This is a genomic window from Micromonospora sp. NPDC047670 (assembly GCF_043204915.1).
In the GTDB taxonomy this organism is placed as follows: Bacteria; Actinomycetota; Actinomycetes; order Mycobacteriales; family Micromonosporaceae; genus Micromonospora.
Window position 1 is genome coordinate 888,626 of sequence record NZ_JBIDDA010000001.1, and the last position, 14,414, is coordinate 903,039.

A 14,414-nucleotide genomic window follows, 5' to 3' on the forward strand; every position below is an offset into this window, starting at 1 on the left:
CAGCCACCGGTTAACCCGACACTGCGCTGCCTCTGGGGTCCACCGCCCTCGGCGCGGGCGGCAAGGACCGGCGGACCCGCTGGCGGGAGCACCGCCGCTCAGCGCGACAGGATGGCGACGATCTCGGCGTACCCGCGCCGGCGGGCGTGTTCCCGCGCGTCGACGCCGTCCCGGTCGGGCACGTCCACGCGCGCCCCGGCGCCCACCAGGATCTCCGCGATCTGCTGGTACGGCCGGCTGCCGTCGCCGAGGATCACGCATTCCAACAGCGCGGTCCAGCCGAGGTCGTTGACGTGGTTCACGTCGATGCCGGTGCGTACGACGCGCCGGACGTACTCGACGTGGCCGCGTTCGCTGGCCGGGATGACGGAGATCCCGCCGAAGCGGTTCACGATCGTCAGGTCGGGGTCGGCGGGGAGCAGCACCTCGAGCATCGCCACGCTGCCGGTCACCCCGGTCACCAGCCACGGGGTGTCGTGCTGGTCGTCGAGCGCGTCCGGGTCGGCTCCCGCCTCGATGAGGATCCGGGCGGCCTCGACGTGGTCGTTCGCGGCCGCCAGCAGCAGCGGCGTACGCCGTCGGGCGTCGCGGGTCTCGATGTCGGCGCCGGCGGCCAGCGCGGCGCGTACCGCATCGGGGTTCCCGGCGTCGGCGGCGGCGAGCAGGTCCTGGTCGGCGGGGCGGGGCATGCGTTCCTCCCGGGGCGGTGTGGGGGCGGGCCGGGCGCAGCCGGCGGCCGTGGCGAGGGTGAGGGCGAGCAGGGCGCGGCGCTTCACCGCCGAATCAGCTTCCGCTCGACGGCGGCGTGCACCGCCGCGGTCCGCGAGTCGACGCCGAGCTTGGTGTAGATGCGGACCAGGTGGGTCTTGACCGTGGCCTCGCTGATGAACAGTTGGCGGCTGATCTCCTTGTTGGCGAGGCCCCGGGCCAGCAGCGTGAGGATCTCCACCTCGCGGGCGCTGAGCGTGGCCTGCGGGCCGCGCATCCGGCCCATCAGCCGGGCGGCGACCGGCGGGGACAGCACGGTCTCCCCCGCCGCGGCGGCGTGCACGGCCCGGAACAGCTCCTCGGGCGGGCAGTCCTTGAGCAGGTACCCGGTCGCGCCGGCCTCGACGGCCCGCATGATGTCCTCGTCGCTGTCGTAGGTGGTCAGTATCAGCACGCGCGGCGGCTCCGGCAGGGTGAGCAGGTTGGCGGTGGCCGCCGCGCCGTCGACGCCGTCGCCGAGTTGCAGGTCCATCAGCACCACGTCGGGGCGCAGCGCGGCGGCCTGCCGGAGCGCCTCGCCGGCCGTTGCCGCCTCGGCGACCACGGTCATGTCCGGCCGGCCGCCGACCAGCGCCCGCAACCCGGCGCGGACCACGGGGTGGTCGTCGACCAGGATCAGCCGCAGCGGCGTGCTCATCGGGCCTCCCGCAGCGGCAGGCTGACCGCGAGCGCGGTGCCCTCGCCGGGTGCGCTCTCGACGACGACGGTGCCGCCGAGGTGGGCGATCCGCTCCCGGATGCCGGTCAGCCCGTATCCGGTGACGGCGGCGGGGTCGAACCCGATTCCGTCGTCGTACACGTCGAGCGTCACCTCCTGGTCGCCGTAGGTCAGTGTCACGGCCGTCCGCCGCGCGTGGGCGTGCTGGCGCACGTTGGCCAGGGCGCCCTGCGCGACCCGCAGCAGGGCCACCTCGTTGTCGACGCCGAGCGGCGCGATCGGGCCCACCACGGCGAACCGGACCGGGATCCCGGTGTCGCGCTCGGTCGCCGCGCACAGCCGCGCCAGGGCGTCGGTCAGCGAGGCGCCGTCGAGCGCCGGGGAGGCCAGGCCGCGCACGAAGCGGCGCGCCTCGGCCAGGTTCTCCCGGGCCGTCGCCGCGGCCTGCCGCACGTGCCCGCGGGCCTGCGCGGGCTCGCTGTCCCACTCCTGGTCCGCCGCCTGGAGCAGCAGGTTCATGCTGGACAGGCCCTGGGCGAGGGTGTCGTGGATCTCCCGGGACAGCCGGGCCCGTTCCGCCAGCGCCCCGGCCTCGCGCTGGCTGCGGTCCAGCTTCTCGCGGGCGGCCAGCAGCTCGTCGAGGGCCCGCTGCCGGGCCCGGTTCTGCCGGTCCAGTTCGAGGAAGACCACGGTGGTGATGGCGGCGACGCCGGCCGGCCCGAGCACCAGGCTGGGGTCGAGCCGGTCGGCCAGCCGCACCTGCGCGACGACGACCGCGCCGGTCAGCAGCCCGGCCAGGGGCCAGACCGCGCGTCGCGGGAGCTGGCGCAGGCCGACGAAGAACAGCGGGATCGCCACCAGGGCGAAGCTCGGCGCGGCGAGCACCAGCGCGAGGAACGCGGCAATCACCGCCGCGAAGCGCGCGCCGGGCGCGGCCCGCCCCAGCTCGTTGGTCGCGTACGCGGCCAGCAACAGCACAGCCAGCGCCAGCACGACGCCGGTGTCGGCGCCCCAGCCGTGGCGTACGACGTAGCGGGAGGCGGCGGCGGCGAGCAGGAGCAGGAACCCCCACCGCATCGCCGGGCGCAGCCGGTCCCGCCGCTCCACCCACCCACCTCTCAATTGATCTTGACAATTGTCCAGCGTACGGCAGGTTCGCCGCCGCCGAATCAACCATCTGATGTATCGCGGTTGCATCCGGCGTGCCATGACCGCGCCGCGCACCGCGGCCAGGCTGATGGCTGTCACCCGCTACCGAAGACCTCAGGGAGCCCGCGATGATCCACAACTTCCGCCGCCGGCTGGCGCTCGGCCTGGGCGCCGGCGCCGTGGCCGTGGCCGCCGTCACCGGCGTCGCCGTCACCGCCTCCGCCGCCGAGCCGCTGGCGAAGCCGAAGACCGCGCCAGCCGCCCAGAGCCACGTCGTGGCGAACCCGTCGCTCAACCTCGACGCGGCGCTGCGCGCCGCCGAGGCGACCGTGAAGGCCGCCGAGAAGGGCGGCCACCGGGTCACCGTGGTCGTCCTCGACCGGTCAGGCACCGTGCAGGTGCAGCTCAAGGGCGACGGCGCCGGCCCCCAGACGGCCGAGTCCGCACACCGCAAGGCGTTCACCGCCGTCTCCTTCGGCCAGCCCACCTCCGCGCTGGCCGGCCGGGTGACCGGGGCGGGCGCCACCCTGCGCGACATCCCGGGAACGCTGTTCCTCGGCGGTGGCGTGCCGGTGAGCGTCGACGGACAGGTGGTCGGCGCCATCGGCGTCGGCGGCGCGCCCTCCGGCGACCTCGACGCGCAGTACGCCGACGCCGGCGCGGCCACCCTGCGCTGAGCGCGGCACCCCGTCGAGGGTGGGCCTTCGGGACGGCTGACCGGAGGCCCACCCCTGCGGCGTCGGATCCTCGGCCCCGATCAGCCGGCGCGGGTCACCGCTGCGCCGATGGACGCGGTCGTCGGACTGCCCGGTCAGACCAGCAGCACGCACCGGCCATCGGGACATCCACCACCTTGCATCGAAGCCATAGACTCTCACCGACGGTGCCGGTCACCTCACGGGGAGACATCATGGTCCAGGGCGCAGCGGCCGACGACGCGCAGCCAGAGCAGCAGCCGGCGCACTTTCCGCACACACCGGCGCTCCCGCCACCCGCGCACACCGGCCCACCGGCGATCCCACCACCTGCCCACACCGGCCCACCGGCGGGCCCACCACCTGCGCAGACCCGCCCACCGGCGATCCCACCACCTGCCCACACCGGCCCGCCACCGGGCCCGCCACTGCCGCCGCACCACGCCGTGCCGCCCGGGCCGCCGCCGCACCACGCCGCGCCGCCGCCGCACCAGCCGATGCCCGCGCCGGGACAGCCGTGGGCGGGCGCGCCGCTGCGCGCCACCGCGCCCCCGCCGTACCCGGGCTATCCGCCCCCGCCCCCGCGCCGCAACCACACGGCGCTCTTCGTCGGCCTCGGCGGCGGCGCCCTCGCGCTGCTGCTGGTCTGCGCCCTGCTCGGCGTGTTCCTGGTCCGCACCGTCGGCGACGACCCCGACGCGCCGCCCCTCGACCCGCACGTCGCACGGCAGGTCGCGGCGGCCGGCGACCTGGCCGCCGCGGCGGTGACGGTGGCGAGCGTGCCCGGCGCCCGCTACACCGGCTGGTTCACCGACGGCGACGGCGACCGGGTCACCGTCGACGCGCGCGTCACCGCCGAGGGCTCGACGCTGGCGCAGCTCGGCGTGAACGGCCACCGCCTCCAGGCGCTGGACACCGGGGAACGCACCTTCGTCAGGGCCCCCGCCGCCTACTGGCGGAGCACGGGCGTGCGCGCCGACGTCGTCGCGGAGTACGGCCGGCAGTGGGTGCAGGTCGCCGACGAGCACTTCGGCCTCGACCTCGGCGACTCCCTGGCCCCCTCGACCCTGGCCGAGGTGCTGGCGGGCGAGGGCGTCACCGACCTGCCGGTCCCCGGCGCCACCACGACGATCGACGGCGTGCCGGCGCAGGTCATCGACGCGGGCGGGCTGATGGTCCATGTGACCACGACCGAGCCGCGGCAGGTCGTCCGGGTGGCGGCCCGGGCGGGCACCGGCCCGACGGTCACCGGCACCCGCAACGACCACGGGTCGGCAGGCGTACGGCTGATCGCCCGGGGCGCGCGGGCCGACGACGAGTTCGAGTTCGACATCGCACGGCTCACCCCGGAGGAGATCGAGGAGTTCTTCCGCACCCTGGCCGCCCGCGTCCAGGAGCTGCGCAACTCGGTCGACTCCCAGGTGAGGTTCACCCTCAGCGGGGCGATCACGCTCTCCCCCTGCACCGTCAACGGATGCCGCGCCAACGTGACGGTGTCGAACCGGGTGGTGTCGAGTTCGCCGTACCTGTCGGTCAACCGGCCGGTCAACGCGTCCATCACGACCTCGATGACGCTGGACGGCCGCCCGATCGCCACCTGCACCACGACGAAGAGCATGCGGCCCAACGGCAGCGTCACCACGTCCTGCTTCGCCCGCTACCGCATCCCGCCGTCACGCAACCCCAGAGTCCACACGGTCCGCGCCCAGGCGTCGACGGTCGCGCGGGCGCTCGTCCAGGCCGACATCAAGGCGCTCGCCGATGACCTGGCCAAGGAACTCGCCCGCAACCGGCGGCATCGGGCCACGCCGACGCCCACCCCGGCCGGCACCGCGCCGAACGCCCCGACAGCCACCGCCCAGCCGCAGGCCACCCGCAGCGCGATGGTCTTCCCCACCGCGACGTCGCCGAGCCTGACGCCGGCCCAGCAGCAGGCGAAGGCCCGGGTGGAGCAGCTCGCGAGGCAGGCCTGCCGGGAGGTCGCCCGGCAGCCACACCACACGGCCGCCACCTGGGGCACGGCCGTGCACAAGCGGTTCGCCGAACTCATCGAGGCGGAGGGCGGCAACCTGCACAGCGAGGTCTCCTACCTGCGGGGCCGCATCGCGCCGATGCGCTACAACCCCTACTTCGGGCGCAAGGTCTGGCCCGCCGGCAGTGCGCGCGCCGACGTCGTGGTGGGTGCCGACCCGCTGCGGCCCGAGTTCTTCCTCGACCTCAAGACCGGCGACGAGGGACTCAAGCAGGACTGGTACGACAAGCTCCACCGCAACCTGCCGGCGCAGTACCGCAACCGTCAGCTACCGGTGTTCGAGGTACGGTGCTGACCGATGGACACTCGGGTGTGGATTGAGGCACTGAGACGCCACGTGATCCCGGCGCTGGGCGACGGGTGGGAGCTGGCCGGCGACTCGCTCGTGCGCGCACCGGTCGGCTGGACGGCCGCGCGCGTGGTGCCGCAGCCGTCGGCGTACGGGCCGGCGTTCTTCCTGCACGCGCAGGTGCAGCTGCTGGCCGAGCCGGAACCGGAGAGCTACACCTGCGGCTTCCGGCTGGGCCGCTGGGAGGCGCCCGCCACGCTGGCCGGATACTCGTCGATCGCCGCGCAGGTGGTCGACGCGGTCGTCTCCCGCGCCGTACCGTTCTTCGACCGGTACGCCACGCTCGACGGCTACCTGTCGCACCTGCGGGAACGGCTGGCCGAGCTCGACCCGGGACAGGAATGGATCGACGTCCTGCTCGACGAGGAGCTGGCGTACGCCAATCTGCTGCTGGGCGACCTGCCGGCCGCCGAGGTGGCCGCCGGGTACGCCGAGCGCGCCGCCGAGCAGAACCGTCGTGACCCGCAGCCCCTCGACTGGGTCGAGGAGGCCGCCGGGCGCGTCGCCAGAGTGGTCGCGGCGGCGCGCCGCGACCACGGTGAGGCACGGGAGATCCTCGCCGGTCACGCCCGCGCCAACGCCCGGCAGCTGCGGCTGACCGGCCCGACGGCACCGGATCTGGGCCGGTAGCCGCCCCACCTCGCCGCCGGCCCGACCGTCGGGTCGGCAGCCGGCGACTGCGGCCCGGGCAGCCACCCCTACCGCTGGTGCTGCCGCACGACAGTGCGCGAGCCTGTCGGTGTGCGGACGCCCTGCGCCGCCTGGGCGGAGGCTCAGGGGCGCGCGTCGAACTGGGCGCGGGCGTCGAAGACCCGGTCCATGTGCGTCTCCGCCCAGCTCTTGATCGCGACCAGGACCGGAAACAGTTCATGGCCGAGCGGAGTGAGTTCGTAGTCGACGCGGACCGGCACCGAGGCCGTGACCGTGCGGGCGACCAGGCCGTCGCGCTCCAGCGTGCGCAGGGTCTGCGTGAGCATCTTCTGGCTGACGCCGGCGATGCGGTCGGCGAGCTCGCTGTGCCGCTGCGGGCCGCCGGCGAGGGCCGGGATCACCAGTGCGACCCACTTGTCCGTGAGCCTGCTCAACAGCTCACGGGTCGGACACTGTTCCAGGAATGCGTCGTAGTCGCGTTTGGCCTGGTCGCGGCGTTGTGCCGCGGTCGTCGTCGCCATCCTGCCCTCCACCGGTGCCCTAGGCACTTCACGGTACCTACTTCCTGACGGTGCCCGCTGATTCCTACGGTCTTGGTGATCACGAAAACCCACCAGGGAGGCAGCGATGCGCGCAGTCAGCTATGCACAGTTCGGCGGGCCGGAGGTTCTGCACGTGGCCGACGTGCCGGTGCCCGTGCCGGGGCCGGGGCAGGTACGGGTGCGGGTCGCCGCGTCCGTCGTCCACCCGGTCGACCTGATGATCCGCTCCGGTCGGTTCCCGGCCCCGCTGCCGACCGGTCTGCCGTACACGCCCGGCTGGGATGTGGCCGGCACCGTCGACGCGGTCGACCCGGCGGTCAGGGACTTCACGATCGGCGACGAGGTCATCGGCTTCTCGCCATGGCTGCGAACCACGGTCGGCGCCCACGCGGAGTACGTGGTGCTCGACGCGGCCTGGCTGACCGCCGCACCCGCCGGCGTCCCCGCCACCGAGGCGGCGACCCTGCCGACCAACGGCCTCGCCGCCGCCCAGGCCCTCGACCTGCTCGCGCTCCCGGAGGGTTCGACCGTGCTCGTCACCGGCGCCGCCGGGCAGGTCGGCGGGTTCGTCCTGGCGCTGGCCCGCGCGACCGGCCTGCGCGCCACGGGACTCGCCGGAACCGACGACCGCGCGTTCGTGGAGTCGTTGGGCGCGGCGTTCCTGTCGCGCGCCGACGACCCGACCGGGACGTTCGACGCGGTCGTCGACCTGGCGGTGATCGGCCCCTCGCTGCTGGGCCTCGTCCGCGACGGCGGCGGCTACGTGGCCGCGTCGCCCCCGCTGCGCCCGGAACCGGTGCGGAACATCCGGACCGTCGCGTTGGAGGTGCAGCCGGACGGATCGCGGCTGGGTGAACTGGTCGAACTCGTCGCCAGCGGCGACATCCCGCTCCGGGTCGCCGGCGTGTACCCCTTCGCCGACGCCGCGGCCGCGCACGACCGGCTCGCCCGGGGCGGCGTCCGCGGCGGCGTGGTGATCGTCCCCTGACCCCCGGCCGAACCTCCGCCGTCACGATCGCCTGACGCGCCCCGCGCCGCGTACGCCGCTCGCGCCCCGACTGCGTCACCAGAGAAAGAAGCCGTCCATGCTCACCACCACCGCCAACGTGCTCGCCGGACTGATCGGCGCGGGCATCATCCTCATCGGCGTGAACGCCTTCCGGGCGCCACAGGCCGCGGCCGGCTTCGGCATCCCCGACACGCCGACCGAAGACCGCACCTTCCGGGCATGGCTGGCCGTCAAGGCCGTGCGCGACATCGCCTCGGGAATCTTCATCTTCATCCTGCTGGCCGGGGCCACACCGCACCTGCTGGGCTGGTTCATGCTGGCCGCCGCCGGCATGCCCGCCGGCGACGCACTGATCGTGTTGCGCAGCGACGGGCCCAAGGCGGTCGCCTACGGCGTCCACGCGGCCACCGCCGCGGTGATGGTGGCGATCAGCGTGGTCCTACTCGTCGCGTGACCACCACGTCGCTTCGGCCGCAGATCGCCTCCACTGAAGGGAACAGCGAGCCCCGCCCGTACCGCGGCCGCGCCGACCTCCCGCCCGTCGGCGTCTTCGCCGGCCGGGTTCCCCGCCGACCGAACCGCATCGGGGTGACGTGCTGCGCGATCGAGTCCGTGCGCGGTCGTGAACTGACGGTGCTCGGCCTCGACGCGGTGTCGGGCGCCCCCGTTCATCGACCTCAAGCCGACGATGGCCGAGTTCCTGCCGGTGAACGCCCAGCAGCCGCAATGGGTCAGCCACACGATGTCGGAGTACTTCCAGCCCTGAAGCTCCTGACTGGATGGCGTTGGGGCGCGTCCTTCCAGACGTGCGGATCGCCGGATCTACGCCGACGCGGCTACGACTTCGACACGTACCACCGGGAGCCGCGGACGCGCGGCATCCACCACCGCCGGCGGCTCGGCGCACGGTCCCGGCGGGTCGGCGGCCCTCAGGAGGCGGTCGCCCGACGGGGGTACGCCTCGGTCTCCCGCGCCCACTGCTCCGCCGCCACCGCGAGGGCGTCGGCGGAGACGGTGAGCGTCAGCGGGTAGACCGCGCTGAGCGGCTGCCGCCGCATCCACGGGGGCAGCGACTCGTACGAGAACTCGACGGTCAACGCCAGCCGGCGGCGCCGCAGCACACGGGCGCGGAAGGCCAGGTTCGGCTCGGTGAAGCGCGCCACCGCCAGGGCCTCCGCCGGATCGCCGGTCGTCTCGGCCTGCTGTCGCAGCCAGCCCGCCAGCGCGTACGCCTCGGACACGGTCAGGCAGGGCGTGAAGTGCGACCACGCCTGGCCGTCGGCGGTGCGGGCGTCGGTCTCGATGAGCAGCCAGTCGTCCCAGTCCGACGCCTCGGCCGGGTCGTCGGGCGGCTCGACCCCGGGCTGGTAGCCCACCGGCCGGATCCTCACCCGGGCGCCGTCGTCGGAGCGGATCTCCATGACCTCATCATGGCCGAAGTGGCAGCGTGGGCGGGTGGGATACTCCGCAGGTCAGGGGCAACCCTGATCAGCGCACCGGGTCGTGGGTGCCGCGCGGCACATCGGCGCGGCAGCGGCGCACCCGGTCGGCGGCCAGCTTCCCGCCGACGGCCAGCCCGTAGCGTTCCACCGCTTCGAGGCCGTACGCGCTGCACGTCGGGGTGTAGCGGCACTGTCCCGGCCAGCGGTGCGACAGCCAGCGCCGGTAGCCGAGAATGGCGGCCCGCCCGGCGCGGTCCACCAGCGGCGCCCGCCCGGCGGGAGCGGTCGCCGGGGCCGACATCCGGGAGGGCGCCACGAGCCGGGCGAGCAGCGCGCCGAGGGTGAGCAGGAAGGAGAAGAGCCCCAGGTCGCAGCAGGGCACGTCGCAGTTGGGCGTGTCGCAGTTGCACCCGTCGCAGTAGTCGCGCTTCTTCTTGCGGCGCCCGTCGTGCTTCAGCTTGATCACGGGAACATGATGCGACGGCCGCGCCACCCACCCTCAGCCCGGCACTCGGGGTGGTCGGTCGGGGGCCGGTGCGGGAAGTCCCGGATGGAACGCGGCCGGCCGGACGACGACGCTGGACGAATGACTGACACCGATACGCGGACCACGCCGAGACTCGTGCCGGCGGCCGCCGTCGGCGGCCCGGCGCTCCTGCTGCTCTACGGCCTGCTCCGCCTGGTCGACGGCCTCGACGGCGACCGGGGCGACGGCTGGGCCTGGGACGTCGGCCACACCTTCTTCCTCGTCGGGATCGTGCTGTTCGGCGCGCTGGTCGTCGGACTGCGTCGGCTGCTGCTCGCCGTGTCGCCCCGGCGGCGGGCGCTCACCGAGGCCGCGACGGTGCTGGGGCTGGTCGGGGTGGCCGGCTTCGTCTGGGTGATCCTCGGCGACCTCTTCCCGAGTCTCGCCGACGCCGCGCCGCTGCCCGATCCGGCCATGGCGCTGGGGCCGCTGCTGTTCCAGGCCGGCATCCTCACCCTGCTGGTGCTGGCGGGGACCACCCGGCCCCGGCTGCTGCCGGCGTGGGTGCCCGTGCCGGTGCTGCTCGGCTTCCTGGGGATCGCGGTGGACCTGGACCTGCTGCCGCTGGCCGCCGCGGTGATCCTCGTCGGCCTGCTCCCCCTGCAACGCCTCCGCTGAGCGGACCGGCCGCGACACACCCCGCCGAGCGGGCCGCCCGCGACGCAGCCCGCCGAGGGGTCAGCTCCAGACCGTGCGGCGCACCCCGTCGTGCTCGGCGCAGGCGTCGCGCCGTCCGCCGGTGAGGCTGACCGCGCCGTCGCGGCACTGCACGAGGTAGCCCCGGCCGGCCCAGAAGTCGGGCGCGCAGTCGAACCAGTCGCAGATCTCGGCGGCCGGCTTGCGGACGCGGTTGCCGCCGCAGAAGTCGTACCCCATCGGGTTGGCGGGGGCGCCGCACCGCCGCTCCCGCTCGGGCGTCGGCGCGGGCGAGGCGGTGGCGCGGCGCGGCCCGGACGCGGCCGGCACCCTGGGCCCGGCGGGCGGCGGGGCCGGCGGGGTGGCGGTGGCGCTCGGCGCCGCGGTGGCCGCGACGGCGACCTCGGCGCCGGTCGGGTCGGCGGGGTCGGTGTCGAGCAGCGCGGCGGGCACCAGCAGGGCGATGCCGGCGGCGACGGCCACGGTGCGCCGGCCGCCGGGCACGAGGGCGAAGGCGCGGGCCTGGCCCGGGGTGGCGATCACCGGCCGGAACGGCTTGAGCTGCGCGTGCTCGGCGATCGCCTCGTCGAGCTGGTCGAGCACCGCGCCGCGCTGCTCGATGGCGTCGGCGAAGGCCAGCGTGAGCTTGAACCGGAAGTCGGCGGCGACGTCGACGGGGAGCATCAGCCCCGAGGTCCGCCGCCGGTCCAGCACCTGCATCAGGGTGACCGGCGCGTGCGGGTCGTGGGCCAGGCCGGTCATCTTCCCGTACGCCCAGTCGCGCCGGCCGCGCCCGCCGAGCAGCACCAGCCGGCGGTTGGTGATCACCGCCATGCCGGCGTCGGTGACGCGGACACCGTCGGGTCTGCGGGGCCGAAGCGTGGCGGCCTCCGGGGCGATCGTCAGGTCCGGCGCGGGCAGCACGGTGGTGTGCCGGACCTCCACCAGCTGCGCGGCCGGCAGCACCCAGAAGACCACCTCGTCGGGTGCCAGCTCCAGGGGCAGCCCCACGCCCGCGGCGGCCGAGCCCTGGAACTCCTCGGCGAGGGTACGCAGGCGGCGCAGTTCGTCGTCGCGTCTTCGCCAGGCATTTTCGGCGCCGCGGAACACCCGCCGCCGCCGTTCGTTCTGCCGGTGCGCCCACCGGTACCGCCACGTGGAACCCGTCGAATCAGTCCTTGCCATGCCGACTCCTTCGCCGCGCAGGCCACCAACCGGGGTGTCACCAGCGTCAACTGTGACAACGGCGGGCAGGGACACGACGTAACGGGGCAAAAGGGCCGATCGTCGGAGCAAATCGGACGAGAGGCGGATTTCGCCGGCTTGACCGGCACCCGTCGGGCGTGTCGTGGCGCGGGGCGACCGCGAGGCGGCACGCGCCCGCCGGATCCGGGGATCCGACGGGCGCGACGCGTGGTGCGGGAGGCGGGTCAGTGGCGGGGGCGGCCCTCCCCCACCCGGTAGGTGCGCAGGTTCGGGTCGGCCCTGAGCTGCGCCTCCGTGTACTTGACCGTGTCCCAACCCTTGCCGGAGTAGAGCCGGGTCTGGTCGGCGTACCAGGGGGAGTTCGGGTTGCTCGACTGCGAGTAGGTGAGGATCTGCCGCCCCGACGGGCCGTTCGGGCCCAACTCGACCGCCATCACGAACGACGAGCCGTGCACCACCTTCGGATAGCCGACGCCGGGCGCCAGCGGGCCGATGATCATGTTGAAGACGCCGGCCTCGGCGCGCCCGCCGTGGATTGGGATGCGCCGCTCGCCGCGCGGCTCGGTCTGGATGTCGCCCAGCCGCGCGTCGAGCGGGATGCCGGCGAGCTTGCGGACCGCGTCGGCGAGCGCGGTGCGTACGCGCGGGTCGGCGGTGTTGAGCCGGCTCGGGGTGCGCACCGGATCGCCCGCGTCGAACGCGTCGGCGAAGCGGATGCCGCCGGCCAGGGCGAACTCGGTGAACAGGTGGGCGCCCCGGCTGTCCAGGTCGACGCGCAGGTCCCAGCCCTTCAGGGCCGCGCAGGCGGCGCGCAGGTCGACGGTCGTCCCGTCCGAGGCGGTCGCGGTGGGGTGCGCGGTGCAGACGGCCACGAGGTCGTCGCGGACGAGTTCCCCGCCGTACGCGCGGTTGCCGAAGACGGTCTGCCAGAGCCGGGCCGTGGTGAACCCCCGCCCCGGCAGCCCGTCGGTGCCGGCGAGGCGCCCCTGCACCTGCTCCAGCCCGAGCCGCGTGCGCAGGCTGCGTTCGGTGCGCTCGTTGCCGATGATGCGCGGGTAGCCCTCCAGCGGCGCCTCCGGGTTGGCCAGCCAGTGGCTGTCGTTGGAGTTGGTCACGTAGTCGGCGCGGAACCGGGTCGGCAGGTTCGCCGGGCCGAGGATGCCGGGCACCGCCGCGTCGGGGTCCCGGCCGAGCGCGCAGGCCGACCGGGAGCCGTCGAGGACGGCCTGGCCGCTGGCGGCGTAGAGCGGCTGGAACGGCGCGGGAATGCAGGCGGCGGCCAGTTCGTGGGTGACCCGGGGCACCACCGAGTGGTCGGCGTAGAGGGCCTCACCGCGGGCGTCGGAGGCGATCACGTTCACCCAGGGCAGGAACTGGTGCCGGTCGAGGACCTGCTTCAGCTCGCGGACCGTCCTCGCCCGGCCCATCTGGAGCCAGCCGTCGAACGCACGGTTGTTGGTGGCGTTGACGTCGGTGATCGCGTACGCGGCGGTGGCGCTCCAGTCGAACGTGCCGGGGACGACGACGACCGGGCCGAAGTGGGTGTCGTGGAAGGTGCGGCTGACCGGCACCGTCGTGCCGCCCGGGCCGGGCACCCGCACGGTGACGGTGCGGGTGGTCATCCGCACGGGTCGACCGTCCAGGTAGTACGCGGTGGGGTCGCCGGGGACCAGCGCGAGCCGGTGCCACACGAAGCGGCGGGCGGTGGAGACCGTGTGGCTCCAGGCGAGGGTGCGGTTGTGCCCGATCTCGATGATCGGGTCGCCGATCAGCGCCGCGCCCTCCACGTCGTAGCGGCCGGGGACCTTCAGGTGCATCCGGTAGAAGCGCTCCGCGCCCTCCCACGGGAAGTGCGGGTTGGCCAGCAGCATCCCGCCGCCGTGGGTGGTCGCCCGCGCGCCCAGCCCGTACGCGTTGCTGCCCACCCCGGCGGGCGCGCCGTCGCGGGCGGCGACCACCGCCGCGGCGCCGGGCGCGTCCAGGGCGGCGGCCGGGCCGGTGGCCGTGGGCGGCGCGGCGGCGACGATCCCGTCGAGCACCGCCCGCGAGCCCGCCCGGACCATGCTGGCCCAGCTCGCGCGCCACATGTCCAGCTCGGTCAGCGGGCGCACCCACGGCTTCGCCCGGCACGCGGGGTCGGTGAGGTTCGCCGCGCCGGTGCGGCGCAGGTAGTTGTTGTAGCCGGCGACGAAGCCGCGGATCTGGTCGCGGACCTCGTCCGACGGGGAGTGCACGCCGTCGCGGGGCCCCTGGAGCAGTCGCTCGGCCGTGCGCTCGTCGATCGCCTTGCGGTAGAACAGGTCGCTGCGCACGTTCGCGTCGGTCGGGCCGGTCGCCCCGAAGTGGCGGGACCGCTCGGCGCTGACCGTGACCACCTTCTCCGCGATGACGCAGATGTTGTCCTCGGCCTGGGCGTAGCCGACGCCGAAGCCGAGGGAGGCGAAGTCGCGGGCGGTGATGTGCGGGACGCCGTACGACGCCCGGCGGATCTCCGCCGAGTAGCCGCCGTCGCGGTGCTGGGCGGCGGCCGGCGGGACGCCGGTGACCACCGTGGTGACGACCGTGGCGAGTGCGGTGGCCACCGCGCCGGCCGGCTTCAGCCTCATCCTGTCTTCCTCCCCGTCGTGGTGAACGTGCGGGACATTCACGCTGATGGGCATTCTCGTGCCGCCGGGAGCGGCGGGGAAGACCCGACCGGGAAACGGGTTGTTCCCCCTACGGGCCGACCGCCCGCTGGGTAACGTCGGCGGCA

General features: G+C 74.7%; 15 protein-coding genes. 7 read left to right on the top strand and 8 right to left on the bottom strand.

Annotated elements, in window-relative coordinates:
• Positions 1 to 98: 98 nt before the first annotated feature.
• From ACGF7U_RS04270 to ACGF7U_RS04280, 3 genes are read right to left on the bottom strand one after another with little or no spacing between them, the layout of a single operon-like run.
• Entirely contained in the window at positions 99 to 776 is a 678-nt protein-coding gene (locus ACGF7U_RS04270) for an ankyrin repeat domain-containing protein (protein ID WP_393102724.1), read from the bottom strand.
• A complete protein-coding gene (locus ACGF7U_RS04275) occupies positions 773 to 1,405 on the bottom strand; it encodes a response regulator (RefSeq protein WP_393102726.1) in 633 nt (210 codons plus the stop codon). Before ACGF7U_RS04275 ends, ACGF7U_RS04270 begins: the two co-directional genes overlap by 4 nt.
• Entirely contained in the window at positions 1,402 to 2,532 is a 1,131-nt protein-coding gene (locus ACGF7U_RS04280) for a sensor histidine kinase (RefSeq protein ID WP_393102728.1), read from the bottom strand. The genes ACGF7U_RS04275 and ACGF7U_RS04280 overlap by 4 nt, the downstream gene beginning before the upstream one ends.
• Before the next feature lie 170 nt (positions 2,533 to 2,702).
• Here ACGF7U_RS04280 and ACGF7U_RS04285 point away from each other — a divergent pair, with 170 nt between their 5' ends.
• From ACGF7U_RS04285 to ACGF7U_RS04295, 3 genes are all read left to right on the top strand, one after another.
• Positions 2,703 to 3,251 carry a heme-binding protein gene (locus tag ACGF7U_RS04285; protein ID WP_393102730.1) on the top strand — a complete coding sequence of 183 codons (549 nt, stop codon included), beginning with the start codon at positions 2,703 to 2,705 and terminating at the stop codon, positions 3,249 to 3,251.
• Positions 3,252 to 3,766: 515 nt separating this feature from the next.
• A complete protein-coding gene (locus ACGF7U_RS04290) occupies positions 3,767 to 5,596 on the top strand; it encodes a hypothetical protein (protein ID WP_393102732.1) in 1,830 nt (609 codons plus the stop codon).
• Positions 5,597 to 5,599: 3 nt separating this feature from the next.
• Complete coding sequence (locus ACGF7U_RS04295) at positions 5,600 to 6,280, top strand: hypothetical protein (protein WP_393102734.1); 681 nt, start codon at positions 5,600 to 5,602, stop codon at positions 6,278 to 6,280.
• 143 nt (positions 6,281 to 6,423) lie between these two features.
• Here ACGF7U_RS04295 and ACGF7U_RS04300 read toward each other — a convergent pair whose 3' ends face one another.
• Complete coding sequence (locus ACGF7U_RS04300; protein ID WP_393102736.1) at positions 6,424 to 6,822, bottom strand: winged helix-turn-helix transcriptional regulator; 399 nt, start codon at positions 6,820 to 6,822, stop codon at positions 6,424 to 6,426.
• Between the two features lie 106 nt (positions 6,823 to 6,928).
• On the opposite strand from ACGF7U_RS04300, the gene ACGF7U_RS04305 reads away from it, so the two are divergent.
• The 3 genes from ACGF7U_RS04305 to ACGF7U_RS04315 all read left to right on the top strand — a co-directional run bounded on the left by ACGF7U_RS04305 (position 6,929) and on the right by ACGF7U_RS04315 (position 8,884).
• The gene (locus ACGF7U_RS04305; RefSeq protein ID WP_393102738.1) at positions 6,929 to 7,831 is read left to right on the top strand and encodes an NADP-dependent oxidoreductase; all 903 of its coding nucleotides are present in this window, start codon (positions 6,929 to 6,931) and stop codon (positions 7,829 to 7,831) included.
• 97 nt (positions 7,832 to 7,928) lie between these two features.
• On the top strand, positions 7,929 to 8,306 hold the full coding sequence (locus ACGF7U_RS04310) for a DUF4267 domain-containing protein (RefSeq protein ID WP_393102740.1): 378 nt from the start codon (positions 7,929 to 7,931) through the stop codon (positions 8,304 to 8,306).
• 134 nt (positions 8,307 to 8,440) lie between these two features.
• Positions 8,441 to 8,884, top strand: a complete 444-nt coding sequence (locus ACGF7U_RS04315; RefSeq protein WP_393102950.1) for a hypothetical protein — start codon at positions 8,441 to 8,443, stop codon at positions 8,882 to 8,884.
• On the opposite strand, the gene ACGF7U_RS04320 is transcribed toward ACGF7U_RS04315, so the two are convergent.
• Positions 8,782 to 9,273 carry a hypothetical protein gene (locus ACGF7U_RS04320; protein ID WP_393102742.1) on the bottom strand — a complete coding sequence of 164 codons (492 nt, stop codon included), beginning with the start codon at positions 9,271 to 9,273 and terminating at the stop codon, positions 8,782 to 8,784. The two genes, ACGF7U_RS04315 and ACGF7U_RS04320, sit on opposite strands and share 103 nt — an antisense overlap.
• A 67-nt stretch (positions 9,274 to 9,340) precedes the next feature.
• Positions 9,341 to 9,760, bottom strand: a complete 420-nt coding sequence (yidD, locus tag ACGF7U_RS04325) for a membrane protein insertion efficiency factor YidD (RefSeq protein ID WP_393102744.1) — start codon at positions 9,758 to 9,760, stop codon at positions 9,341 to 9,343.
• Positions 9,761 to 9,880: 120 nt separating this feature from the next.
• Between yidD and ACGF7U_RS04330 the strand changes: the two genes are divergently transcribed.
• Positions 9,881 to 10,438 carry a hypothetical protein gene (locus ACGF7U_RS04330; RefSeq protein WP_393102746.1) on the top strand — a complete coding sequence of 186 codons (558 nt, stop codon included), beginning with the start codon at positions 9,881 to 9,883 and terminating at the stop codon, positions 10,436 to 10,438.
• A gap of 60 nt (positions 10,439 to 10,498) precedes the next feature.
• On the opposite strand, the gene ACGF7U_RS04335 is transcribed toward ACGF7U_RS04330, so the two are convergent.
• Positions 10,499 to 11,641 carry a hypothetical protein gene (locus ACGF7U_RS04335; RefSeq protein WP_393102748.1) on the bottom strand — a complete coding sequence of 381 codons (1,143 nt, stop codon included), beginning with the start codon at positions 11,639 to 11,641 and terminating at the stop codon, positions 10,499 to 10,501.
• A 245-nt stretch (positions 11,642 to 11,886) separates the two neighbouring features.
• Entirely contained in the window at positions 11,887 to 14,268 is a 2,382-nt protein-coding gene (locus ACGF7U_RS04340) for an acylase (protein WP_393102750.1), read from the bottom strand.
• Positions 14,269 to 14,414: the final 146 nt, after the last annotated feature.